This window comes from Pedobacter sp. CG_S7, assembly GCF_040544395.1.
Classification (GTDB): domain Bacteria; phylum Bacteroidota; class Bacteroidia; order Sphingobacteriales; family Sphingobacteriaceae; genus Pedobacter.
In genome coordinates this window covers 37,880-62,275 of record NZ_JBEONS010000009.1, presented here as the reverse complement: position 1 = coordinate 62,275, position 24,396 = coordinate 37,880, and the positions used below count along the sequence as shown (strand labels likewise).

Annotated in this window: 26 protein-coding genes; 13 read left to right on the top strand and 13 right to left on the bottom strand. The window is 37.1% G+C overall.

The annotated features are described in order from the left end of the window. The 7 genes from AAKU52_RS07315 to AAKU52_RS07285 form a co-directional block, all read right to left on the bottom strand. Positions 1-804, bottom strand: coding sequence for a cbb3-type cytochrome c oxidase N-terminal domain-containing protein (locus tag AAKU52_RS07315; protein WP_354331801.1), 804 nt, complete (start codon positions 802-804; stop codon positions 1-3). Between the two features lie 4 nt (positions 805-808). Then, on the bottom strand, positions 809-973 hold the full coding sequence (locus tag AAKU52_RS07310; RefSeq protein ID WP_354331799.1) for a hypothetical protein: 165 nt from the start codon (positions 971-973) through the stop codon (positions 809-811). Between the two features lie 19 nt (positions 974-992). After that, positions 993-3,104, bottom strand: a complete 2,112-nt coding sequence (ccoN, locus tag AAKU52_RS07305) for a cytochrome-c oxidase, cbb3-type subunit I (RefSeq protein WP_354331797.1) — start codon at positions 3,102-3,104, stop codon at positions 993-995. Positions 3,105-3,180: 76 nt separating this feature from the next. After that, positions 3,181-3,363 carry a cbb3-type cytochrome oxidase assembly protein CcoS gene (gene ccoS, locus AAKU52_RS07300; protein ID WP_354331795.1) on the bottom strand — a complete coding sequence of 61 codons (183 nt, stop codon included), beginning with the start codon at positions 3,361-3,363 and terminating at the stop codon, positions 3,181-3,183. Then, complete coding sequence (locus AAKU52_RS07295; protein WP_354331793.1) at positions 3,360-5,756, bottom strand: heavy metal translocating P-type ATPase; 2,397 nt, start codon at positions 5,754-5,756, stop codon at positions 3,360-3,362. The genes ccoS and AAKU52_RS07295 overlap by 4 nt, the downstream gene beginning before the upstream one ends. A 143-nt stretch (positions 5,757-5,899) precedes the next feature. Continuing rightward, positions 5,900-6,946, bottom strand: a complete 1,047-nt coding sequence (locus AAKU52_RS07290) for an NAD(P)-dependent alcohol dehydrogenase (protein ID WP_354331791.1) — start codon at positions 6,944-6,946, stop codon at positions 5,900-5,902. Positions 6,947-7,004: 58 nt separating this feature from the next. Next, complete coding sequence (locus AAKU52_RS07285) at positions 7,005-7,649, bottom strand: DUF480 domain-containing protein (protein ID WP_354331789.1); 645 nt, start codon at positions 7,647-7,649, stop codon at positions 7,005-7,007. Positions 7,650-8,066: 417 nt separating this feature from the next. On the opposite strand from AAKU52_RS07285, the gene AAKU52_RS07280 reads away from it, so the two are divergent. Beyond that, entirely contained in the window at positions 8,067-8,675 is a 609-nt protein-coding gene (locus AAKU52_RS07280) for a hypothetical protein (RefSeq protein ID WP_354331786.1), read from the top strand. A gap of 169 nt (positions 8,676-8,844) precedes the next feature. Here AAKU52_RS07280 and AAKU52_RS07275 read toward each other — a convergent pair whose 3' ends face one another. Both AAKU52_RS07275 and AAKU52_RS07270 read right to left on the bottom strand, forming a co-directional pair. Beyond that, positions 8,845-9,171, bottom strand: coding sequence for a DUF3276 family protein (locus AAKU52_RS07275; RefSeq protein WP_354331784.1), 327 nt, complete (start codon positions 9,169-9,171; stop codon positions 8,845-8,847). A 69-nt stretch (positions 9,172-9,240) separates the two neighbouring features. Further along, positions 9,241-11,031 carry an ABC transporter ATP-binding protein gene (locus tag AAKU52_RS07270; RefSeq protein ID WP_354331781.1) on the bottom strand — a complete coding sequence of 597 codons (1,791 nt, stop codon included), beginning with the start codon at positions 11,029-11,031 and terminating at the stop codon, positions 9,241-9,243. Between the two features lie 113 nt (positions 11,032-11,144). Here AAKU52_RS07270 and AAKU52_RS07265 point away from each other — a divergent pair, with 113 nt between their 5' ends. The 8 genes from AAKU52_RS07265 to AAKU52_RS07230 all read left to right on the top strand — a co-directional run bounded on the left by AAKU52_RS07265 (position 11,145) and on the right by AAKU52_RS07230 (position 16,768). Then, positions 11,145-12,233: a Glu/Leu/Phe/Val family dehydrogenase gene (locus AAKU52_RS07265; RefSeq protein ID WP_354331778.1), complete on the top strand. Its 1,089-nt coding sequence runs from the start codon at positions 11,145-11,147 to the stop codon at positions 12,231-12,233. Between the two features lie 105 nt (positions 12,234-12,338). Beyond that, the gene (gene nusB, locus AAKU52_RS07260) at positions 12,339-13,235 is read left to right on the top strand and encodes a transcription antitermination factor NusB (protein WP_354331776.1); all 897 of its coding nucleotides are present in this window, start codon (positions 12,339-12,341) and stop codon (positions 13,233-13,235) included. A gap of 4 nt (positions 13,236-13,239) precedes the next feature. Next, positions 13,240-13,698, top strand: coding sequence for a DUF1573 domain-containing protein (locus AAKU52_RS07255; RefSeq protein ID WP_354331774.1), 459 nt, complete (start codon positions 13,240-13,242; stop codon positions 13,696-13,698). A 31-nt stretch (positions 13,699-13,729) separates the two neighbouring features. Beyond that, positions 13,730-14,041: a preprotein translocase subunit YajC gene (gene yajC / locus AAKU52_RS07250; RefSeq protein WP_354331894.1), complete on the top strand. Its 312-nt coding sequence runs from the start codon at positions 13,730-13,732 to the stop codon at positions 14,039-14,041. 74 nt (positions 14,042-14,115) lie between these two features. Next, positions 14,116-15,063 (top strand): YbbR-like domain-containing protein, encoded by a 948-nt coding sequence (locus AAKU52_RS07245; protein ID WP_354331772.1) that lies wholly within the window; start codon positions 14,116-14,118, stop codon positions 15,061-15,063. Further along, positions 15,063-15,653: a dephospho-CoA kinase gene (gene coaE / locus AAKU52_RS07240; protein ID WP_354331770.1), complete on the top strand. Its 591-nt coding sequence runs from the start codon at positions 15,063-15,065 to the stop codon at positions 15,651-15,653. Before AAKU52_RS07245 ends, coaE begins: the two co-directional genes overlap by 1 nt. Positions 15,654-15,659: 6 nt before the next feature. Then, positions 15,660-16,598: an exonuclease gene (locus AAKU52_RS07235; protein ID WP_354331768.1), complete on the top strand. Its 939-nt coding sequence runs from the start codon at positions 15,660-15,662 to the stop codon at positions 16,596-16,598. Next, on the top strand, positions 16,598-16,768 hold the full coding sequence (locus tag AAKU52_RS07230; protein ID WP_354331765.1) for a C1orf53 family protein: 171 nt from the start codon (positions 16,598-16,600) through the stop codon (positions 16,766-16,768). Before AAKU52_RS07235 ends, AAKU52_RS07230 begins: the two co-directional genes overlap by 1 nt. On the opposite strand, the gene AAKU52_RS07225 is transcribed toward AAKU52_RS07230, so the two are convergent. From AAKU52_RS07225 to AAKU52_RS07215, 3 genes are read right to left on the bottom strand one after another with little or no spacing between them, the layout of a single operon-like run. After that, entirely contained in the window at positions 16,730-17,458 is a 729-nt protein-coding gene (locus AAKU52_RS07225) for a ZIP family metal transporter (protein ID WP_354331763.1), read from the bottom strand. The genes AAKU52_RS07230 and AAKU52_RS07225 overlap by 39 nt on opposite strands. Further along, positions 17,458-18,021, bottom strand: a complete 564-nt coding sequence (locus tag AAKU52_RS07220; RefSeq protein ID WP_354331760.1) for a phosphatase PAP2 family protein — start codon at positions 18,019-18,021, stop codon at positions 17,458-17,460. Before AAKU52_RS07220 ends, AAKU52_RS07225 begins: the two co-directional genes overlap by 1 nt. Beyond that, positions 18,018-18,749, bottom strand: coding sequence for a class I SAM-dependent methyltransferase (locus AAKU52_RS07215; protein ID WP_354331892.1), 732 nt, complete (start codon positions 18,747-18,749; stop codon positions 18,018-18,020). The genes AAKU52_RS07220 and AAKU52_RS07215 overlap by 4 nt, the downstream gene beginning before the upstream one ends. Before the next feature lie 121 nt (positions 18,750-18,870). Here AAKU52_RS07215 and glmM point away from each other — a divergent pair, with 121 nt between their 5' ends. The 3 genes from glmM to AAKU52_RS07200 all read left to right on the top strand — a co-directional run bounded on the left by glmM (position 18,871) and on the right by AAKU52_RS07200 (position 22,000). Next, positions 18,871-20,259 carry a phosphoglucosamine mutase gene (gene glmM, locus AAKU52_RS07210; protein ID WP_354331758.1) on the top strand — a complete coding sequence of 463 codons (1,389 nt, stop codon included), beginning with the start codon at positions 18,871-18,873 and terminating at the stop codon, positions 20,257-20,259. Between the two features lie 7 nt (positions 20,260-20,266). Then, the gene (locus AAKU52_RS07205) at positions 20,267-21,415 is read left to right on the top strand and encodes a cysteine desulfurase family protein (RefSeq protein WP_354331756.1); all 1,149 of its coding nucleotides are present in this window, start codon (positions 20,267-20,269) and stop codon (positions 21,413-21,415) included. 66 nt (positions 21,416-21,481) lie between these two features. Next, positions 21,482-22,000, top strand: a complete 519-nt coding sequence (locus AAKU52_RS07200) for a GNAT family N-acetyltransferase (RefSeq protein ID WP_354331754.1) — start codon at positions 21,482-21,484, stop codon at positions 21,998-22,000. Between the two features lie 92 nt (positions 22,001-22,092). Here the strand turns inward: AAKU52_RS07200 and accD are convergent, their stop codons facing one another. Next, on the bottom strand, positions 22,093-22,938 hold the full coding sequence (accD, locus tag AAKU52_RS07195) for an acetyl-CoA carboxylase, carboxyltransferase subunit beta (protein ID WP_354331752.1): 846 nt from the start codon (positions 22,936-22,938) through the stop codon (positions 22,093-22,095). Between the two features lie 360 nt (positions 22,939-23,298). Between accD and fbaA the strand changes: the two genes are divergently transcribed. Further along, complete coding sequence (fbaA, locus tag AAKU52_RS07190; RefSeq protein ID WP_354331750.1) at positions 23,299-24,378, top strand: class II fructose-bisphosphate aldolase; 1,080 nt, start codon at positions 23,299-23,301, stop codon at positions 24,376-24,378. The last annotated feature ends 18 nt before the right edge of the window (positions 24,379-24,396 follow it).

Here is a 24,396-nt window from a genome sequence, read left to right as displayed (position 1 = left end):
TTATTTTTGTTTATCCCCTTCAGCTGCCTTGGCACCTGCAGGGTTACTACCTTGTAGTGATAAAATGTAATTGGTAAGGTCAGAAATTTGTTGTGCACTTAATGATTTTTCCCAGGAAATCATCCCTTTCTCAGGTACACCGTATTTAATGGTTTTAAACACATCAGCTACGCTACCGCCATGTATCCAGAATTCATCTGTTAAATTAGGGCCTACAATTCCTTGCCCCAAATCACCATGACAAGGCGTACACCTGTTTACAAATAAGCCTGCGCCCGAACTAATTACTGCGGCATCTTTGCTTTGAACAATGTTGTTTTCATTTACATTGTTCTTTGCATTACCCGGTTTAGCCAGAAAAGCTTCTTTTGCAGTAGCAGCATCCAGTAGTTCGGTAGCATATTCTTTTTCTTGGTTAGGTCCCCAGCCAAATACCTCATAATTAAACATATAAACCACAGCAAAAATAATAGAGCCATAAAATAAAACCATGAACCATCCTGGGGTAGGGTTGTCTAACTCTGTAATCCCATCAAACTCATGTTCCATCACCAAATCTTTCTCTTCAGAAAGGGGCTTTAGGCCCATTAAACGGTTAATGAGAGGAGGCTTTAATTCTTTTAAAGCTTTCCTTTCATCTATGGCAATTTTTCTACGGGCTTTTTCTGCCGGTGTAGCAAAAGGAGTGGGGTTTACCTTTTCGTTAATGTAAAATTTAATCACCTTAAGCATCAAGATGGAAACTCCTAGGATCATGAAAGCGGTGATGCCCATGGCAATCACCAATAAATCTGCGTAACTCATATTCTTATTCTTCTTCTTTTAATGGGAGTTGGCTCATGTAGTTGATATCTTCTTTTTTCATTGTTAGAATTATAATGCCAACTACAATGAAAAATAAAAGAAATATACCTAAGGAAGTGATTAAATACACTTGTTTGTCGTCTACTTGATCTAAAAATTGTCTAAACATAGCTATCTTTTTTAGGTAATTATTTTGCTTTAATATCTGTTCCCAAACGTTGCAGGTAAGCAATAAGAGAAATAATTTCTTTATCGCTTTTTACTTTTACATTGTTCTTTTGTAAATCCAATGCAATAGACTTTGCCTGTATGTCTAGGTCTTTATTGGCTTTATGCTCATAACCCGGTTCATATGGAACGCCAAGGGTGCGCATGGCATTAATTTTGGCGATCGTTGTTGTGGTATCCAGTGTTTGATCAACTAGCCATTCATAAGGAGGCATAATACTACCTGGCGACATGGTTTGTGGATCTAACATGTGGTTAAAGTGCCACGCGTTAGAATATTTTCCGCCTACACGCTGCAAATCTGGTCCGGTACGTTTTGATCCCCATAAATGTGGATGATCATACACAAACTCTCCAGCCTTGCTGTATTCACCATAGCGTTCTGTTTCTGAACGGAATGGCCTGATCATCTGCGAGTGACAATTTACACAACCCTCTCTAATGTAAACATCTCGCCCATGTAATTCAAGCGGAGAGTATGGTTTTACACTGGTAATTGTTGGGATATTTGATTTTATAGTAAAGGTTGGCATCATTTCTATCATACCACCAATAAGAATAACCACAAGGGAAAGTACCAGGAATACCATCGGTTTACGTTCCAGCATGCGGTGTAATTTTTTATCAGACCCAACAGGTACATAATTTTCAGCCAAAGGTTGTGCTTCTGCAGGCTCATCTGCTAATAAATTACCAGATAAAGCAGTTTTGATAAGGTTATAAGTCATTACAATAACCCCTACTAAATACAAGGCACCACCAATAGACCTTAATATGTACATTGGAAGAATCTGAATTAAAGTTTCTAAGAAGTTAGGGTATTTCAAAACCCCTTCTTCTGTAAACTCTTTCCACATTAGGCCTTGGGTAAAACCGGCAAAATAGAGCGGTACAGCATAAAATATAATACCCAATGTGCCTATCCAGAAGTGGAAAGAAGCGAGTTTTTTAGAATATAATTCAGTTTTGTAAATTCTGGGTATCAACCAGTATAAGATACCGAAAGTTAAGAAACCATTCCAACCTAAGGCGCCAACGTGTACGTGTGCTACTATCCAATCGGTATAATGTGCAATGGCATTAATTTGTTTAAATGCAAGCATCGGTCCTTCAAAAGTTGCCATACCGTAAGCGGTCAGTGCAACAACCATGAACTTCAATTTTGGATCTTCACGCACTTTATCCCAGGCACCGCGCAGGGTAAGTAAACCATTGATCATCCCGCCCCAACTTGGTGCAATTAACATAATAGAAAAAGCAACACCTAATGATTGTGCCCATCCTGGAAGAGAAGTATACAATAAATGGTGTGGTCCCGCCCAGATGTAAATAAAAATTAAAGACCAGAAGTGAAGTATACTTAATTTATAAGAATAAATTGGACGCTGAGCCATTTTAGGAAGAAAGTAATACATCATTCCTAAATAAGGGGTGGTTAAAAAGAAGGCAACCGCATTGTGGCCATACCACCATTGTACCAACGCATCTTGTACACCTGCAAAGAGGTAATAACTTTTAAAAGCTGATATTGGTAATTGAAAGGAGTTAACAATATGCAAAACAGCTACAGTAACAAATGTGGCTATATAAAACCAAATAGCTACATACATGTGCTGTTCGCGGCGTTTAATAATCGTTCCAAACATATTGATACCAAAAACAACCCAGATTATCGTAATTGCGATATCAATTGGCCATTCCATTTCAGCGTACTCATGAGAGGACGTAAAACCCATTGGAAGGGTAATTACAGTGGCCACAATGATGAGCTGCCAGCCCCAGAAGTGTACTTTACTTAAAGCATCACTAAACATCCTGGCCTTAAGTAAGCGTTGTAAGGAGTAGTAAACACCCATAAAAATGGCGTTACCAACAAAAGCAAAAATAACGGCGTTGGTGTGCAGTGGCCTGATCCGGCCAAAAGTTGTGTATTGGCTGCCCAAATTCATGGAAGGAGCAAAAAGCTGTGTAGCAATGAGCAGGCCAACTGTCATGCCAATGATACCCCAAACGATGGTGGCAATGGCAAAGTTCCTGACAATTTTATTGTCGTAGTAGAATTTTTCAGTCATACTTGTATAGTGGATGTTTTATGATGCGGGTAAAATTACAATAGCCCCTAGGCTAACGGAATGATGTTAATCGTTTCTAAATCTGATCTTCGTCACTTTTTTTAGGTGGAATGCTTTCTACTTCATCATCAAATAGCATCCTAATGGCAGGGGTATAAGTGTCGTCATTCTGTCCTGTTTTGGAGGCCCAGAAAAAAGCAATAAGAAAGATTAATGCCAGCAAAATGCTGATACCGACTAACATGTAGAGCATGTTCATAGTAAACGATTTTTTCTAGCATAAAGCCTTGCGGTGATGCTGGTGAATAAAATAATAGTAGCAGTACTAATAGGCATCAATACTGCAGCGAAAAGTGGTGATAATAGTCCTTGAACAGCAAAAAATAACCCAATAAAGTTATAGCTCAGGGAGATTCCGAAGCTCATATGTATCACTTTTACAGCATCTTTAGCTTGTTGTATAAATTGAGGGATTTTGTTGAAATTAGCCCCATCCAATATCGCATCACAGCCAGGTGTAAAGTTATTGATATTATCGGTTACGGCAACACCAAGGTCGCTTTGTTTTAAAGCACCGGCATCATTTAAGCCATCCCCAAACATCAGTACTTTTTTTCCCTTTCCCTGCAATTGTAAAACATAATCCAGCTTATTTTGTGGCGATTGCTGGAAATTCATTTGCTGTACCCTTGGAAAGAAAGGAATAAGGTTTTTACGGTCATGGTCCTGATCTCCAGATAAAAGATGTAAATCTGCAGTTTTGCCCAGTTTCAACGTTAAATCTTTAAAGCCATTGCGCCATTGCTGACTAGCGATAAAATAACCCAGGTATTGACCGTCGACCACCACGTGAACCTGACTACCCTCAGGCAAATTATTCAGCGATAAACCTAAAAAAGAGGCACTACCTAATTTTATTTCATGCGCATTAATGCTGCCGGTTATGCCCCGGCCTACTTTTTCTTTATAAGCTGTTACCTGGTATCTTGCAGGTAAGTTTATCCATTTTACTAATTCGCGACTTAAAGGGTGTCCGGAATTTCTTGCCAGGTCGCTTATTAATTGTTTTTGATCTGGTGATAAGTTACCTTTAAAGCTAAAGCCAGCAGCTTCCGGATTGGTAATCGTGCCTGTTTTGTCAAATATAAAAGTATCGATCCGGGCAAGCTCTTCAATGACTGCCGTATTTTTTAAATAGAATTTATTTTTATCGAAAATACTTAATACCGCTGCCAGGGTAAATGGAGAACTCAGGGCCAGGGCACAAGGACAAGCGATAATCAGTACTGCGGTAAAGGAAGCCAATGCTTTTGTAGGATCAGTAAAAAGCCAGAAAGCACCTGCACTGAGTGCCACTAACAACAAAGCAACGCTGAAATATTTGCTGGCCTTGCCACTAAAAGTCTTAATCCTGTCTTTATCAGCAGTAAAAGTCTCGTTGTTCCATAACTTAGTGAGGTAACTTTGGGAAACTGCTTTAATTACTTCCAGCTCTATTGCGCCAGAAAGTTGTCTGCCACCCGCATAAACTATTTCGCCTAAAACCTTTTTTACCGGTAATGATTCACCCGTAACAAAGCTGAAATCCAGCTTAGCTTCACCATTTAATAATATGGCATCCGCAGGAATAATCTCATTACTCCTAATCAGGATACGGTCTCCCTTTTTCAATAAGTTTAAAGGTACAGGTTTATCTTTTCCATTCTCTATTACGGTAACTGCCACCGGAAAGTAAGAACGGTAATCTCTTTCAAAAGAAAGGTGGTGGTAAGTATGCGCCTGCATCCATTTCCCTACAAGAAGGAAAAAAACTAAACCGCTAAGCGTATCAACAAAACCAGCTCCTGTTTTGGTTGTAATTTCTACGATAGACCGCAGAAACATCACTGAAATACCTAATGCTAAAGGGAAATCAAGGTTAAGAACACCATTTTTAAGGTTAAGCCAGGCAGATGTGAAATAATCTTTAGCACAATAAAAAACTACCGGAAAAGCAAAAGCAATATTAAGCCAGCCAAAGAAATTTTTAAATTCCAGCTCTAAATTTGAGAGACCAAAATATTCAGGGAAACTGAGTAACATGGTATTACCAAAACAAAAACCTGCCACCGCAATCCTGGTCATCAGTTTTCTATCGCTAACCTCGGTCTGCTGTTTTTTAACTACATCCTGCAGGCTAATTAAAGGCTCATAGCCTATGCCGGTCAAGGTTTCAACAACCTTTCTCAAAGATAGATCCTGGTGTTTAAAAGTAATGGCGACTTGTTTTTTTAAGAAATCTATTCTGGATTGAACAATATCGGGGTTAATTTTATATAAATTCTCCAGAAGCCAGATGCAGGAACTGCAATGAATGGCCGGAATGTATAAGGTAATCACCGTTATCCGGTCATCGCTATAGTCCACAAGGTCTGCCACAATAGCAGGCTCATCTAAATACTCGAAGTGTGTGGTCTGCTGTTGTTGGGTTTTTCCTGGAACATCATTATAGGCGTAATAATTGCCTAAATTATAACTGGATAAAATTTGGTATACCCCTTTGCAGCCTACACAGCAAAAGCTCTTACTATCCAGCGTATAAACGCTGGATAGTAGATCTTCTCCACAATGGTAACAATGGGTATCTATAGATAAAGCTTTGGTCTCTAACATCGGTAAAGAATAGGTTACAAAAATGCAATACTTCTACTGATATTAAAATGACTTTGCTACTTACAAAATGTGATAGGGATCACATTTTTTTATCCTATAAATAATTTAACGGAATGCATCCTCGCATCTCTGTGTTAAGTATTCTATTTTAATGAAGCCATATCGATTACAAAGCGGTAATGCACATCACCGGCAAGGGTACGTTCATAAGCTTCATTAATTTGATCAATATTGATCATTTCTACATCTGAAGTAATGTTGTGTTCTGCGCAGTAATCCAACATTTCCTGTGTTTCTTTAATTCCACCAACTAAAGAGCCTACCAGGCTGCGGCGACCACCAATTAAATGGAAGGCTTGTACTTCGGATGGTGTTGGCGGTACGCCTAATAATATCATTACACCATTGGTGCTTAAAAGCGCCAGGTAGTCGTTGTAATCATGTGGCGCAGAAACGGTGTCAATTATAAAATCAAAGGTGTTTGCCATTTTCACCATGTTTTCTTTAACGTTGGTCAATTCAAAATGATGGGCACCTAAATTTAAAGCATCTTTCTCTTTGCCCGGCGAATGACTGAGTACGGTAACTTCAACACCCATGGAAACGGCTATTTTTACCGCCATGTGCCCCAGGCCACCTAAGCCAACAACAGCCAATTTATCGCCAGCCTTAACATTCCAATGTTTTAAAGGCGAATAAGTAGTAATACCTGCACACAATAAAGGCGCTACTTTTTCTAAAGGTAATTTATCAGATATGCTTAATACAAATTTCTCGGTTACCACAATATGACTCGAATAACCACCATAAGTTATGGTTTTCTTATCCTGCAACAGCGAATTATAAGTTTGAGAATGCCCATTTTCGCAATACTGCTCATTATTTTCCTCACAATTATGGCAATGGCCACAAGAATCTACAAAACAACCAACCCCAACGGTATCGCCAACTTTGAAACGGTTAACTTTACTGCCTATGCGGGTTACTGTACCTACAATTTCATGACCAGGTACAACGGGATACATAGTGCCTCCCCATTCATCTCTAACCGTATGAATATCTGAATGACAAACGCCACAAAACAATATTTTAATTTCTACATCTGTTTCATTTGGCTCCCGGCGATCTAACTGATAAGGTTCTAATGGTTGATTCGCACTTTTAGACGCGTATGATTTTATTTTATTCATGTTTTTTTTATTTGCTACTAATAACAATATATAGTGCCAAAATGTTTCCCGTTTTTTGTTAGGTATTCATCAGCAAGTTAACCATTTCTTTTAATTCTTCCAGTTCCAATTCTAGTTTCTGCACCCTTTGTTCCAGCAAGGTATTTACTTCAGCAACAGGCATGGTAGCTTCTTCTGGTAATTCCTGTATTTTATCTCCCCCAAAAAGTTGCATAAATCGCATCTCTTTTTGTCCTGCTTTTTTACTTATTTGTTTAACATATGGAGGCTGGTCTGCTGCAAGTTTCAATAAAATTTCCTGAACTTCTTCAATACTTTCAAAAACTGACATCCTGGCCGAATTGGTATTGATCTCACCTGAAGTTAAAGGCCCGCGAAGTAATAATAGGCATAAAACACTAAGTTCTCTTGGTAGTAAAGGGTATTTAATGGCTAAATTGTGTTTGTACTTAATGCTTCGGCTTCCTGGGCCAGTTGCTGTTCCTACCAAACCTTTAATTTTTAAAGCATTTAAAGTGAGTGTTATCGTTTCTTCATCAAAATTAACCACCGGATTTCGGGAAGTCTTTTGGTTACAGGCAACCATGATGGCATTGATACTCATAGGGTAATAATCTGGCGTCGTTTTACTTTTTTCTATAAGTACACCCAATATTCGTTGTTCCTCAACGTTTAACAAGAGCAGTGGTTTTAGGTCTTCCATAAGGCTAATATAAAAAGTATCTTTAAAAGTATGGGTTATTTTATTTTCTACTAAGCAGGATCAAATAAAAGTTGCTTTTTTTATGCTTCAAACAATAAAATCATTATAAAAGCGTCTTATTACCGAGAGCGTTAATTAGATGGCGGGGATATGGTTTTAGGTAACTGTATCCCCGTTTCTTTTTTAGCTGATTAATTTATTTCCAAGATTCCTTTATTTTTCATTTAACAGTAGTTTTTACCACATACTAGCTTGCTCCGGGTCTGATAGGGAGCTTATTTCGGTTTTTCCGAACAAGGTCCCTATCAGGTCGGTAGGAGGTCCGGCGTTGGTGCGCATTATTTATAACTTATATTTGCATTAATCTCTAGACAAATTTTTTTTTATGCCGCAAAGTGTATAGCTTTAAAATTAGGTATGAATGAGAAAGAAAGGGATAACGAGGTTGTTTTACTCGGAATGGTGTCTCATATCTTGAGCTTCACCATTAGTGAATTCTGTAAATATGGTTATTCACTCGCATTTGAGCGAGAATTATCAGATTTAAAGGGCTTGGTGAAGGCAGATTCGATCTATGAGAATGATTTTGATGTATTGGAAATGTTGACTGATCCTGCAGTGAAATTGTTGCTGAAATCTGTGAACAAGGTAGCAGATCACATCAAAATTTATTACATGACTAACAGCTTAGATGAAGTAGATGTGATGCTCAATGAAGAATGCCACCAACATGCCTCTGATAACTTTCATTTCTATATTAACGAGGGCACTGGTAAAGATTATAAAATGCTGTTGTTAGAAACCCAGGATTTGTACTTTTCTATAATGCACCTCATTTTTCATACTGCTTACCAGCTTCGTTTAAAACAAATTGATCTCCCTGATAAAATATTCGATACTTTCTATTTCGATTTTCTAGATGTGCTGGATAATAACTTGCAAACAGAAGATAAAAACATACAATTGTTATATGATTTAATTGTTTGCTTAAACGATGATGCTATTGCTTTAGGGAACTTAACCTAAGCTTTTTTATTAACTGTGCCGGTGTTAATTATCAAAGGTCTCCTGCAGCATAAAAGTAGAAAGGCTAAATGCGGCAAGGGTAGGCGTAAAAAGCAGCTTCTTTAAGAGGTGAATTTAAATTTTGGTCAAAAAAAAAGCCCCTAAAAGGAGCTTTAAGAAATTGTTTTCTTTAAAATGAAAAGTCTTCGTTAGTTTTAGTACCATTTCCTTCCTGATTTTCTGAAAATTCATAACGTTTTTCAACTACATCCTGGTGATTTTTAATGTAATCAACGGTTTCATTTAATCCTTCTGCAAACTTTTCAAAATCCTCTTTATAAAGAAAGATTTTATGTTTTACAAATACACCATCTTCTAATCTTTTTTTACTTTCTGTTAAGGTTAAGTAAAAATCTCCTGAACGCGTTGCTTTTACATCAAAAAAATAAGTTCTCTTACCAGCTCTTACTTTTTTAGAAAACACCTCTTCTCTCTCTTTGTTGTCAAATTCTCCCATGGTTGGTATTGATCTTGGTTTTGGTACGGGTAAATATAAAGGATTATATATTAAACTTCAAAATAGAAATTACACAGAATGTTTTTCTTCTTCAAGTAATTGATTTTGATACATTTCCTTATAGGCGCCATTTAAGGCTACTAATTCCTGATGGGTACCCTGTTCTATAATTGAGCCATTATCCAACACCATAATTACGTCAGCATTTTTAATGGAAGAAATACGGTGTGCAATAAGAATACTTGTCTTATCTTTCATGATCCTGCTCAGGTTGCTGAGAATTTCTTCCTCCGTTTTAGTATCCACTGCAGAAAGACAGTCGTCAAAAATCAATATTTTCGGTTCTTTAATTAAAGCCCTAGCTATTGATACACGTTGTTTTTGCCCGCCAGAGAGTGTAATACCCCTCTCACCCAACATCGTTTCGAACTTTAGTTCAAAATCCATAATGTTGTGGTATACAGCAGCACTTTTTGCGGCTTCCAGAACATCCTCTTCCACCACTTGATTTAAACCAAAAGCAATATTGTTTTTAATACTGTCAGAAAACAAGAAAACTTCTTGAGGCACAAAGCCAACCTGGTTACGGTAAACACCCAGGTTAAGGCTTTTTAAAGGGTGTTTATCTACCAGGATTTCTCCACTATCTGCATCATACATTCTCATGATTAAATTGGCTAAGGTAGATTTTCCTGAGCCTGTACGACCAATAAGGGCTACAAATTGTCCTTTTTTGATTTCGAAACTTACTTTCTTTATGGCTTGTATTCCTGTATCCGGATAAGTAAAGCTGACATTTTTAAATTGGATGCTTCCATGAAATTCTGGTATTTCTACTTTACCGGAAACAATATCAGGCTGGAGCTGCAGAAATTCGTTGATTCTTTTTTGTGATGCTGCGGCTCGCTGAATAAGGGTGGTTACCCAGCCCAGCATACTAACTGGAAAGGTAAGCTGATTAACATATACAATAAATTCGGTAATGTTACCCGCAGTGATGGCACCATTCATTACTTGTTTGCCACCAATAAAAACCGTTAAAATGGTACTCAGGCCGACCAATAAAAGGATAGTGGGATAAAAAACCGCCTGGACTTTTACAAGGCTCATCGAGTTTTGTTTGTAGCCCTCGCTTTCCTGTGCGAAAATTTCTTTGGTATGTTCTTCTCGTACATAAGATTTGATAACCCTGATTCCTGAAAATCTTTCTTGTACAAAACTAGAGAGCGTGGACAGGCGTTCTTGAATTCTTTCACTTTTTTTATTAATCATGGTATTCACAAAGTAAATACTGATAAACAGCAGTGGAAGCGGGAGTAAACTATAGGTAGCTAAGGTGGCATTTACCGAATACATATAAGAAATGATGAGCAGAAAGAGCACCACTGTATTGATGGCATACATAATTGCTGGACCTACATACATCCTTACCCGGTTCACATCTTCAGTAGCGCGGTTCATTAAGTCGCCGGTATTGTTCTTACGGTAAAAACCCATACCAAGTTCCTGATAATGGGCATAGATTTCGTTTTTCATGTCGAACTCTATATGCCTCGACATAAGGATAATGGTTTGTCTCATGAAAAATAAAAACAAACCCCTCATCAGGTATAAAAGGATGACCAGGGCACCAAAATAAAGCAGGCTGTAACTGAAGATCTCGTAAACAATAGCTTGCCTGTTAAAACCTGAAAATAGGGTGTATACCTGGATGTTTTCGATGATGAGGTTAAAAGCATGACCGATTACTTGTGCAGGAATGACTGCGAAAATGTTAGAGATGATCACAAAGAAAACTCCTGGAATAATCCACCATTTATATTTGAGGAAGTATTTATTTAAAAAACGTAGGTGCTTCATGTGCATGTAAAGTTATACAAATCGACCCGATTAATTTATACACTTTAATGTAAAGAAGCTAAAATAACGTTTTTTTATGCTAGTTTTGCCCCATATCTGATAAATATAACATTATGTCTGGTAAAACCCCTGAAGTAACTTCTATTCTTGATCAATTAACCGCGCTAGGTCATAAAAAAGTGGTTTTTTGTAATGACCCTGATACCGGCTTAAAAGCTATTATCGCGGTTCACGACACTACTTTGGGGCCCGCTCTTGGTGGTACAAGAATGTGGAATTACGATTCTGAGGCAGAAGCACTGGAAGATGTTTTGCGTTTATCGAAAACAATGACTTATAAAGCAGCTATTACGGGCCTGAACTTAGGAGGCGGTAAAGCAGTAATTATTGGTGATTCGAGAAAAGGTAAATCGGAGGCCATGATGCGCAGTTATGGTCGTTTCATTAAAAACATGCATGGTGAGTTTATTACTGCCGAAGATTTAGGTACCACCATGCGGGATATGGAATACATCAGAATGGAGACCAATCACGTTACCGGTGTGCCGGAAGCAATAGGTGGTGCAGGTGATCCTTCTTTATATACCGCAAAAGGTGTTTATTTAGGTATTAAAGCTTGTGTAAAGGAAGTTTTTGGTACAGACATGCTTGCCGGAAGATCTGTAGTAGTACAGGGTACAGGCAGTGTGGGAGAACGTTTAGTTGAATTGTTAAGGAATGAAAATGTAGAAGTTTTTATCAGTGATATTGACGAAGAGCGTTTGCATTATGTGGCCGCAAAATATAAAGCTAAGCCTGTCGAAGCTGATAAAATATTTACGCTTGATGCTGATATTTATGCACCCTGTGCATTGGGGGCTACGGTAAATGACCGCACTATTCCAAAAATGAAGTTTGCAATTATTGCTGGTTCAGCAAATAACCCTTTGGCAGACGAACAAAAACATGGCAAATTATTGCTAGAAAAAAATATTTTATTTGCACCTGATTACCTCATCAACGCTGGGGGGTTAATTAATTGCTATTCTGAATTAACGGGATTTGGCAAAAAAAGAACCCTGCAATTAACAGAGAATATCTATGATGCTACCCGTAATGTGATACAAATGTCAAAAAAGGAAAACATCCCTACTATATTGGCTGCAAATCGTATTGCAGAAATAAGAATCGCGGACATTAAAAAAATTAAATCGTCGTTTTAAAATAAATAAATAAATAATCAGGTAAATTTACCACTCGTTCTTACATTCATGTTAAATAGAAGGCACTTAAGAATTAAAGCTTTGCAAAACATTTTTGCTTGGCAAATGACAGATAAAAGAGATCTGGAATCATCGAAAAAAGCTTTGATGAAAAGCATTGATGACGTATATGAAATGTACGTCCGCATGTTAGCGCTGTTATCAGAGATTACGGAATACACGGCTATTGATGCGATCGAAAGATCCAACAAGCACTTTCCCACAGCTGATGATCTCAATCCTAATCAGAAGTTATTGCACAATAAGTTTATTGGCTTGTTGCAAAAAAACCCTGATTTCCAGGCAAAAGTTAATAAATACCAAATTAACTGGCATGCTGATCCGGAGTTTATTAAAACCATCTACAATAAATTAAAGGCTACCCCGGAGTATATTGCCTATTTAGCGACAGATGAGAACGAGGGGTTAGAGGAGTCTAAGGAGATCATTAAATTCATTTTCAGGAAAATTATCCTTAAAAATCAAAGTGTTATTCAAGATTTTGAAGATAAATTTATCAATTGGTCTGTTGATAAAGAGGTTATGCAGGGTATGGTAGCCAAAACTTTAAAGAATTTCACCTCTGAAGATCCTTTTGTAAATAAATTGACTCCTATTAGTCCAGACTGGACTGAAGACAGTAAATTTGTACTGGACTTATTTGTTCATACTTTAAAGAATAATACTAAATACCAGGAGTTAATTGCCGAGCGTACTAAAAACTGGGAATCTGAGCGTATTGCACTTATGGATACCATCCTGATGAAAATGGCGATTTGTGAAATGTTGAATTTCCCTTCCATCCCAGTAAAAGTAACCATTAACGAATACCTTGATCTGTCGAAAGATTATAGCACGCCAAAAAGTAATTCGTTCATTAATGGTATCTTAGATAAGATCTTGGGTGATCTTAAACGTACAGATAGCATTAAAAAAATCGGTAGAGGATTAATAGAAGAATAAAAACATGAAAAAAATATTTATGATTGCTATGGCAAGTATCGCATTTACTGCTTGTCAGCAAAATACAGCTAAAGAAACTAATAGTACAACTGCAACTGAGCTAAGTTCAACTGCTGAAACAACAATTGGCGCAGTAGCATCTCCAGATGCTGCAATATTAACTTTTGCCGAAGAAAGTTATGATTTTGGTAAGATTAAGCAAGGTGAAAGTATTCATTATGATTTCAAATTTAAGAATACAGGTAAAACACCACTGATTATTTCTAATGCTGTTGCTACTTGTGGTTGTACGGTGCCAGAACCACCAAAAGACCCGGTTATGCCAGGTGCTGAGGGTGTAATTAAAGTGATTTTCAACAGTGCTGGAAAAATGGGTGTTCAGGATAAAGTAATTACGGTTACCTCTAATGGAAATCCAGCAGTAAATGAAGTTCGTTTAATTGGCGAAGTAACCCAACCCTAGTATATTAACAAACAAATAAATAAAGAATATGATGACATCAGCAATAATTTTACAAGTAGGCGGCACTGGTATGTTAGGAACTTTAGTTCCTATGGTATTAATCATGGTCGTGTTTTATTTTTTCATGATCAGACCGCAGGTTAAAAAAGCGAAAGACCATAAAAAACTAATAAGTGAGTTGCAAAAAGGCGATAAAATTGTTACTACTGCAGGCATACATGGTAAAATTGTAGATCTAAACGAAACTACATTTTTAATTGAAGTTGAAGGTGGTACTAAAATAAGATTCGATAAAACAGCCATCTCTTTAGATGCAACTAAAGCTAGTGCACCTAAAGTTTAATCTTGCTTTATATAATTTAAGCCGCTCCAGAAACTGGAGCGGCTTTTTTTATTAATTTTGTTTACATTACACTTATGCCGATCATTAAATTAACTAATATAGAACGTAAGCGTTTCCTGACTTTAATTGCCTGCTTGTTTCTGGCAATTGCTGGATGGTTATTTCTTGCTTTAAATAACAAATATATTTATACGGCAAAAACGGTGTTAATTTATAAAAATTTTCCTCAGAAAAAAGCATTTCATCCTTTACAGTCAGACACTGTAGACCTGATGGTAGAAGGCACAGGATGGCAATTGCTGTTTGCCCGTTTAAGGATTAAACCACAATCCATTTCCATCAGTCTGGAGAAATTAAATAACAGGAATTATATTCTTTTTTCTGAACAATTATATGGTGTTAATAACCAGTTATTAACCACTCAAAAGATTATTTCTGTAAAGCCTGATACCCTGTATTTTGATTTTTCTACTAGAACGGTTAAAAAGGTGCCGGTAGAATTAACGGCTAATTTAGAATTTAATAAACAATATGGTATTTCTTCTGAAATCGTTATCAGCCCCAATTATGTTACTGTTTCTGGTCCTTTAAAAGAACTTAATAAAATTACTTCCTGGAAGACTGACTCGTTAACTTATAAGGGGGTTCAAAGTTCTATCAAAACAAGGCTGGCAATGAACCATAGCAATTTCAAGAATATAAGTATCTTTCCTGGTAATGTTGAAGTAATGGTACCAGTCGATGAGTTTACGGAAAAAACAATAGAAGTGCCTCTTAAAATTATCAATAATAGGGAATACCTGAACGTGAAACTCTATCCAAAGAAAGTGACTATCACTTTTTTTGTAGCATTATCCAGTTATAGTATGGTTACTGAAGATGAAATTGAAGCAATTGTAGATATGGAGGAGTGGAAATTATCAAATCATCCTCAACTTCAGGTTAGGCTGACCAGTTTTCCCAATTTTTGTAAGCTCGTCAAAATGTCACCTGAAAAAGTAGACTTCATCATAGAGAAATAATGTTAAAAATAGGTATTACAGGTGGAATAGGGAGTGGAAAAACGACGATTTGCCGGGTATTTGAAACACTAGGTATTCCAGTTTTTTATGCAGATGTGGTGGCCAAACAAATTATGGTTAAAGATGAGATCCTGATTAAAGGTATTAAAGAAACTTTTGGCCAGGTAAGTTACCTTGCTGATGGAATTTTAAACAGTAAGCATATTGCCGGAATCGTGTTTAACGATGCCATTGCGTTGGAGAAGTTAAATGCGCTGGTTCATCCCGCTGTTTTTAGGGCTTTTGATCAATGGGTTGCTTCAGTGCCAACTGGTTGTCCTTATGTTTTAAAGGAGGCAGCCTTACTGTTTGAAAGCGGGTCTTATAAAATGTGTGACCTGAATATTCTGGTTACTTCACCCTTAGAGATGAAAAAATCACGGGTGATGGCACGTGACTCCATAACCGAAGCACAGGTGCAGGCTAGGATTGACAAACAGTTTACAGATGAACAAAAATTGCTGCTGGCAGATTTTATCATCAAAAATGACGAATCTTCTTCCATTATTCTGCAGGTTGTGGACCTGCATGCACAATTTATAAATAGATAGATTTAAATGATATTAACTGATTTTTTAGTGCAGAGTGCTGTTGGTTTGTATTGTGTATATGGTGATTTTTATTTAGATCCAAAAATTCCTGTTAAAGTTGCCGTTATATCTCATGCCCATGGTGATCATGCCATCGGGGGAAATGCACAGGTTTACTGCACCAAAGCCACTGCCTTATTTATGAAACACCGCTACAGGGATAATGCGGCAGGACAGTTTTTTCTTAAGGATTTCCAGGAGTCTTTTACTATTAAAGAGGTAAAGGTTACTTTTATCCCGGCAGGTCACATATTGGGTTCTGCACAGGTACTGATGACTTACAAGGGGGTGAACTATCTTTATACGGGCGATTATAAGCTTCAGGCTGATCCAACTTGCAAGCCTTTTGAATTTGTAAAAGCGGATGTTTTGATTACCGAAACTACTTTTGCTGATCCCAATACCCAACATCCATTGCCAGCGGAAGAAATTGTAAAATTGATGACCACAACCTCCAATATTATGCTAGGTGCCTATGTTTTGGGTAAAAGTCAAAGGTTAATTCATTTGATTAGCCAGTATTGTCCTGAAAAGAGGGTTTTAGTTCACCACAGTGTGCTTCCTTTTCTGCGAATTTATGAGCAGGAGGGCGTTACCTTTGGTAAGTATGAACTTTTTGATAAGCGGATATTAAATGCAAATGTAAACATCGTTTATATAGTTCCTCCAATGGTTTATAATAGCAATATCAAAACGATGAATGTGCTTAAGGTTTTTGCTTCGGGCTGGAAAGATTTGCAGCGCACAAACCAAATCCAGTTGTATGTTTCAGACCATGCTGATTGGAAGGATATTTTATTAACTATTGTTAATGTTAAACCTGCACAGGTTTGGACTACACATGGCAGTGGTGAAGCATTAAAAACTCATTTTGGGGATAGTTTAATTGTAAAATCACTAAATTAATGGAAGAAGGAATAGATTTCTATTTCAACGAACAAGGGTTGATGGTTTTTACAAAGGTCTACCATTTAAAAAGGGGAAGTTGCTGTAAGAATAAATGCAAACATTGTCCCTGGAATTATGGTAAACAAAAATTAGTGCCCGGAGTGTCCGGCACCAAAAAAGCCAAGTAAAGCAACTCCAATCCCAAGTAATACAGCTATCATTTTACGCATATTTACTTTATGATCTACACTGGATTCAAACAAAATGGTGGTAGAAATATGCAAGAAAATACCAATCACAACGCCCATCATTTTATTAAAATAAGCCTCTACACTTCCAATACTGCCCGTACTTAAGCCATTGCTCACATAAAAACCTAAGGGGGCCATGATGGCAAATATGGCAATATAAAAAAGGATGTTTGGGGTGCTGAACCTGCTCTGTAATAAAATACTTGCCAGAGCAAATGCTGCAGGAATATGGTGCAAGGCAATACCAAAAATTAATGCATTGTGTTGGTCATTGGCTAGGGGCATGCCTTCTAAAAAGGCGTGCAGGCATAAACTAATCATGATGCCATAAGGGAAAACCTTACTGTGGTCGTGTTTGTGGATATGCCCGTGTTCTACTCCTTCGGAGAATTGCTCAAGAAAGATCTGCAACAGAAAGCCTATTAAAATAAAAATACCTATTTCATTAGCATCAGGGCCACTGTAGGCATCAGGAATAAGATGCAATACAGTAATGGCAAATAGATAAGCTCCACTGAAAGATAGGATAAGTTTTAGAAATTGCGATTTATCGCTCTTTACCAGGAATATAGCGCCGCCTCCTAAAAAGGCACAAAAGAATAGAATTAATAATTTCCAAATCTCCATTATAGGTATTGTTGTAGTTTTTTGTAAAGTGTTGAAGTAGATAGACCAATAACGATACCTAAAATGGCACCTGCAAAAGTGTCAAATGGGAAATGGACGCCCACATAAATTTGAGCAAAGGATATAATGAACGCCCAGAAAAGGCCGATGGGCAAAATTGCTTTCCAGCGGCTGTAAAAAATACCGATCAGGTATACCGCAATGGCAAAATGATTGGTGGCGTGGGCAGAAGGGAAGCTTTTACCAGAACCACAGCCCACGCGATGGATAATCCGCGACGAGAGTTTGGGGTCATTACAAGGCCTCACCCTGGCTACTGTGGGTTTTATGATGCGGGAAGCAACAAAATCCCCAATGGCAAAGGTAAGCAGTAAAATACCAAGAATGAGTAGGCCCTTTTTTTTGAATTCTTTTACACAAAATATAATGATAAAAAGATACAGTGGCGCCCAAAAATAGCGGTTACGTAATAGGGGCATTATCCAATCGAAAAAAGGATTAGAAAGCCCTCTGTGTATCTTAAAAAAGAGCGCTGTATCAAACTGCAGTAAAGTATCTATCATATCTTTTTGCAGATAAGAATTAACCTATCCGATTGATCTTCCACAAAAGGATTCAGCGAATAATCACCAAATTTTTGCGTTAACTGCAGTCCGCTTTTTAATAGCATTCTTTCAAAATCTGCTAAAGTAAAAGCCTTAACCCTTTCTTCAAAGGCAAATTCCTTACCCTTATATTCAAAATTAATATGTTTAATGATCTTCCCATCTGCCACGAACTTTTTGATTTTAAATTCTATGCCTTCCATGGTTTTTATCTCTTGGGGGGTAAGGTTTTTAAGAATCTTATGGGTGTTGAAATAATCAATAACCAAAGTTCCTTCGGGTTTCAATCCTTTGCGGAAAGCTTTTAAGGCATTAACATGGTCTCTTTCGCTTTCAAAATAGCCAAAACTGGTGAATAAGTTCAGCGATAAATCGAAATAGTTGATGTAAAAAAGTTTGCGCATGTCATGAACAAAAAAGTGAAGGTATTTTTGTTCAAATTGCTGTGCATACTTAATACTTTGTTCAGAGAGGTCTATTCCAGTAACATCATAGCCCTTTTTTTGCAGGTAAGTAGCATGGCGGCCTCTACCACAAGCGATATCTAAAATCCTGGAATCGGCAGGTGGTTTCAAGTAGGAGGAAAGATTATCTATCAGTAGTTCAGCTTCTTCATCATTCCTTTGACTGTAAAGAATATGATAATACGGTGAATTAAACCAATATTGAAACCATTTGCGCTGCATAGAGACAGTTTTTAGTGTTTTAATGAAAAGCAAAGATAGTATTTTGAACATGATCCGGGAGGATTAATTATGCAAGCGCTTAAATTTTTAGTATTTTTGAGGCTATCTAAATAATCTTAATTTGACACTCATAAAATCTATCTCTGGAATCAGGGGAACCATTGGCGGAACTGCCGGAAATGGGTTAACTCCAATCGATATTGTTAAATTTACAGCGGCCTATGGCTCTTGGGTAATTAAAGAAACCAACATAAAGAAAATTATACTAGGTCGTGATGCCCGTATTTCTGGTGAAATGGTGAATAACCTGGTTATAGGAACCTTGCAGGGGTTGGGAATAGAAGTGATTGATTTAGGTCTATCTACTACACCTACAGTCGAAATAGCAGTGCCAATGGAAAATGCAGGCGGCGGAATTATTTTAACTGCCAGTCATAATCCTAAACAATGGAATGCATTGAAGTTATTGAATGATAAAGGGGAGTTTATTAGTGATGCAGAAGGAAAGGAAATCCTTGACCTTGCAGAGCGTGCTGATTTTTCTTTTGCAGACGTTAATCAATTGGGTAAAGTAGTAAATGATGATTCTTACCTTCAAAAACATATTGATATCATTCTGGCTTTGCCATTGGTAGATGTTGAATTGATTAGAAAGGCAAACTTTAAAATCGTTATCGACTGTGTAAATTCAACAGGAGGTATTTTTATTCCGGCTTTGTTAAAAGCCCTTGGCGTTAAAATCATTCATGAATTGTACTGCACCCCTGATGGTAATTTCCCACATAATCCTGAGCCGTTGCCAGAGAATTTAACGGAAATAGCTAAAGTGGTACAAAGTAAAAACGCGGATTTAGGTATTGTAGTTGATCCTGATGTAGATAGACTTTGTTTCGTTTGCGAGGATGGCTCTATGTTTGGCGAAGAATATACCCTTGTAGCCGTAGCTGATTATGTAATGCAAAACACCCCTGGAAACACGGTTTCTAATTTATCTTCTACCCGTGCTTTGCGGGATGTTACAGAAAAAGCTGGTGGTGTATATAACGCAGCTGCAGTGGGAGAGGTAAATGTGGTAAATAAAATGAAGGAAACCAATGCCGTAATTGGTGGCGAAGGAAACGGTGGAATTATTTACCCGGAATTGCATTATGGTAGGGATGCCCTTGTCGGTATTGCCTTATTCCTCACGCATTTAGCTAAATTTGGAAAGTCAATTTCATTATTGCGCAGCAGCTATCCAAATTACCATATTTCTAAAAATAAAATAACACTTACGCCAGAAATGGATATTGATGCTTTATTGTTAAAAGTACAGGAACAATATAAAATGCAGCCAAATAGCACTATTGATGGCTTAAAAATAGAGTTTGATAATGAATGGGTGCATTTAAGACGTTCTAATACGGAGCCTATCATTAGAATTTATAGCGAGGCGCAAAATGAAACGGTTGCGGAAAGTCTGGCCTCTAAAATAATATCAGACATCAAAGAAATATTAAAATTGAATTAACAATAACATGAACAGAATATATTTAGATAATGCTGCAACCACTCCTCTAGACAAAGAGGTTTTAGCTGAAATGGTTAATGTAATGGAAAACTATTATGGTAATCCTTCTTCCATTCATGCCCAAGGGCGTGAGGTTAGAACATTAATTGAGAAGGCGCGTAAAACGGTAGCGGGCTTATTGAATGCTGTTCCTGCAGAAATATTTTTTACTTCAGGAGGTACAGAAGCAGATAATACAGCTATTAAATGTGGTATTGAGGCTTTCGGATTAAAGCATGCCATTACTTCAAAAATTGAACACCATGCGGTGGAGCATACCTTAGATCACCTGCTTAAAAAAGGGGTGTTAGATAAGATTAGTTATGTTAATATTGATGCCAATGGAAATGTAGATTATGAACACCTAGAGCAATTGTTAAAAGAGAATGGGCGTTCTTTTGTTTCCCTAATGCATGCCAATAATGAATTGGGTACGCTAACTGATATTTTTCGGGTAGGTGATATTTGTGAGGCTTATAACGCTATTTACCATTGTGATACAGTGCAAACAATGGGACATTATGTGCATGATGTGAGAAAGTTAAAAGCACACTTTATTGTTTGTGCAGCTCATAAATTGCACGGTCCTAAAGGTGTGGGTTTTCTTTTTGTGAACCACAACATTAAAATTAGTCCGATGATGTTTGGTGGTGCTCAGGAGCGAAATATGCGTGGTGGAACAGAAAATGTTTATGGTATAGTCGGACTGGCAAAAGCGCTGGAAATGGCTTATGATAAAATGCAGGAACACCAGGAGCATATTCAAGGTTTGAAGACTTATTTAAAAGAAAGGCTCCAAGCAGAAGTTCCGGGTATTGCCTTAAATGGGGAGAGCAATCCCAATAATAGCCTTTATACCATTTTAAATGTTTCCTTCCCAGAAATGGATATGGGGGATATGTTGTTGTTTAACCTGGATATCAATGGTATTTCTGCTTCTGGTGGAAGTGCCTGTTCTTCAGGCTCTAATATTGGCTCTCATGTGCTTACTGGTATTGCTGCCGATCCGGGAAGACCTTCTATAAGGTTTTCTTTCAGTAAATTTAATACAAAAGAAGAACTTGATTTTGTGATCGAGAAGGTAAAACAAGTTGTAGACCAGAATGTAAGTATTTAATAAATGATATGCCTTTTAAAGGTTTAAAAGCTCAGCCACTAGCTGAGCTTTTTTTTAAAGATAATAATGGCAATTCAATATGTTAATTTAAAGGCTATAAAGCCAGTGCATTCTTTTATAAAAGACCTTTATGAAAGTACTTTCCCCATACAGGAAAGAAGAGAATGGACTTCCCTTTTGTCTTTATTAAATCATCCGGCTATGCAGCTTGATTTAATTTGTGAAGAGGAGCTACCCATTGGTTTTATCATTTGGTGGAAGATTAACGATTGGCTGTTTATAGAACATTTCGCTATTTCACCCCATATAAGGGGTGGGGGCTATGGTAGCACTGTAATGTGTTATTACATGGAAAAGGCAAATGGTAAAATATTCCTTGAAGTGGAGCCTCCATTTACAATTGACGCCGAAAGAAGAATCGCCTTTTATGAGAAATTAGGTTTAAGCTTATTGGATGTTAGTTATCAGCAACCTTCCTATGTTGAAAAAGATGTTTATTATCCAATGTTACTAATGGGGACAACTGGTAAAAAAGATTTTACAGCATTAGTTGCAGCATTGAAAGAGCAGGTTTATTGCTGCTGATTGATTACAGTTATTGAATTTTAAAATGGTTTATACTAAAAAAGCTCAGCCTTCAGGCTGAGCTTTTTTAGTATAAACCATTTTAACTTAGTTTAGTTATTCATCATTTTAAGGAAAGTAGCCAGTTTAGCTTTCATCGCCCTGCGGTCTACAATGAAATCTAGAAAGCCGTGTTCCAGCACAAATTCTGAAGTTTGAAAACCTTTTGGTAAGTCTTTTTTAATCGTTTCTTTAATTACCCTCGGACCAGCAAAGCCGATCAATGCAGCGGGTTCTGCAATATTTAAATCGCCTAGCATGGCATAAGATGCCGTAACACCACCGGTAGTAGGGTCGGTAAGCAAAGAGATATATGGAATTTTCGCACGACTTAATAGGGCTAGCTTAGCAGATGTTTTAGCCATTTGCATTAATGAAAAGGCTGCTTCCATCATTCTTGCACCGCCAGATTTGGAGATCATCAGGAATGGAATTTTATGTTTGATGCTATAATCAATAGACCTCGCAATCTTTTCTCCAACAACTGAACCCATAGAGCCGCCAATGAAGTTGAAGTCCATACAAGCAATAATAATTTCTTCGCCTTCAATTTTACCATGAGCTGCACGGATGGCATCTTTTAAACCGGTTTTATTCATGCTGTCCACTAATCTTTCTGAATAGGGTTTGCTGTCTGTAAAATTTAATGGATCAGCAGATTTTAATCCTGTAAATAACTCGGTAAATTGATTATCATCAAATAATACCTGGAAATATTCCTTAGAGCCTACCCTTAAATGATAATCACAATAATGGCACACATATTTATTTTCAATAAGATCTGCGCTATGTAATGCCTTTTTACAGTTCGGACATTTATTCCATAAACCATCAGGTGCTTCTTTTTTTTCTTCTGTACGAGTACTAATACCTTTATTTTCTCTCTTAAACCAAGCCATGTTATTTGTTGAAAAATGCGAATACAAAGAAACAAAAAAAAATCTGAAGAGTTTGTGCTTGTTTAGCGTTGATATTCATCTATACTAAAGAAGTATGTTGTTTTCGTTATTGAATAAAAATGATATGGTACTTTTTTTATAAGCTTTTTTAAAAGTTGTATAAGTAGCCTCATTGTTTCTTGATTTTATATCATGTGAAGTTATTTTTGCATGATTATAACATCTATCAATTAGTAAAGCAATTAACTTTATATATAGGAATCAACTTTCTTTTTTAGGCAACATTACATAAAAACAACTTCTTTGGTTGGCCATAATCTATTATTTTCTTAACTTCGGCATATACAAAATTTAAATAAAATGAGTTTAAAAGGCTACAACGGCGTTATTTACGGAAATGCCCTTCAGGAATTGTTTGAGCAGGCAAAAAAGCATCAATTTGCATTACCTGCGGTAAACGTTACAGGTACCAATACCATAAATGCGGTAATGGAAACAGCTAAGGCAGTAAATTCCCCGGTAATGATACAATTATCTAACGGCGGAGCACAGTTTTATGCTGGTAAAACGCTTAATAACGATAAATTGCAAGCTTGCGTTTTAGGTGCAGTATCTGCAGCTAAACACGTTCAATTATTAGCAGAACATTATGGCGTAGCAGTAGTTTTACATACAGATCATGCGGCTAAGAAATTACTTCCCTGGATTGACGGTTTGTTAGATCATGGTGAAAAGTTCTTTGCTGAAACTGGAAAACCTTTGTTTTCTTCGCACATGTTGGACCTTTCTGAAGAACCAATTGAAGAAAATATAGAGATCTCTGCTAAATATTTAGCCCGTATGGCTAAAATGGGCATGACTATAGAAATTGAATTAGGTGTTACAGGTGGTGAAGAAGATGGTGTTGATAATACAGATGTTGACAGCTCTAAACTTTATACTCAGCCTTCTGAAGTTGCTTATGCTTATGAAGAATTAAGTAAAGTAAGTGATAAATTTACTATTGCAGCTGCTTTTGGTAATGTGCATGGCGTTTACAAACCAGGTAATGTTAAATTGCAACCAGTAATTCTTAAAAACTCTCAGGAGTTTTTAAAAGAGAAATTCAACCTTACTGCTGAGAAACCAATTAATTTCGTATTCCATGGTGGTTCTGGTTCATCTCAGGAAGAAATCAGGGAAGCCATTTCTTACGGTGCTATTAAAATGAATATCGATACAGATATGCAATGGGCATTTTGGGAAGGTATTCACGATTATTATGTTGAAAACGAAGCTTATTTACAAAGCCAGATCGGCAATCCGGATGGTGAGGATAAGCCTAACAAAAAGTATTATGATCCACGTGTTTGGTTACGTAAAGGTGAAGAGACTTTTGTTAAGCGTTTAACACAGGCGTTTGATGACTTGAACTGCAGAAACGCAAGCGATAAATTATAAAATACTAACTGTAACGCC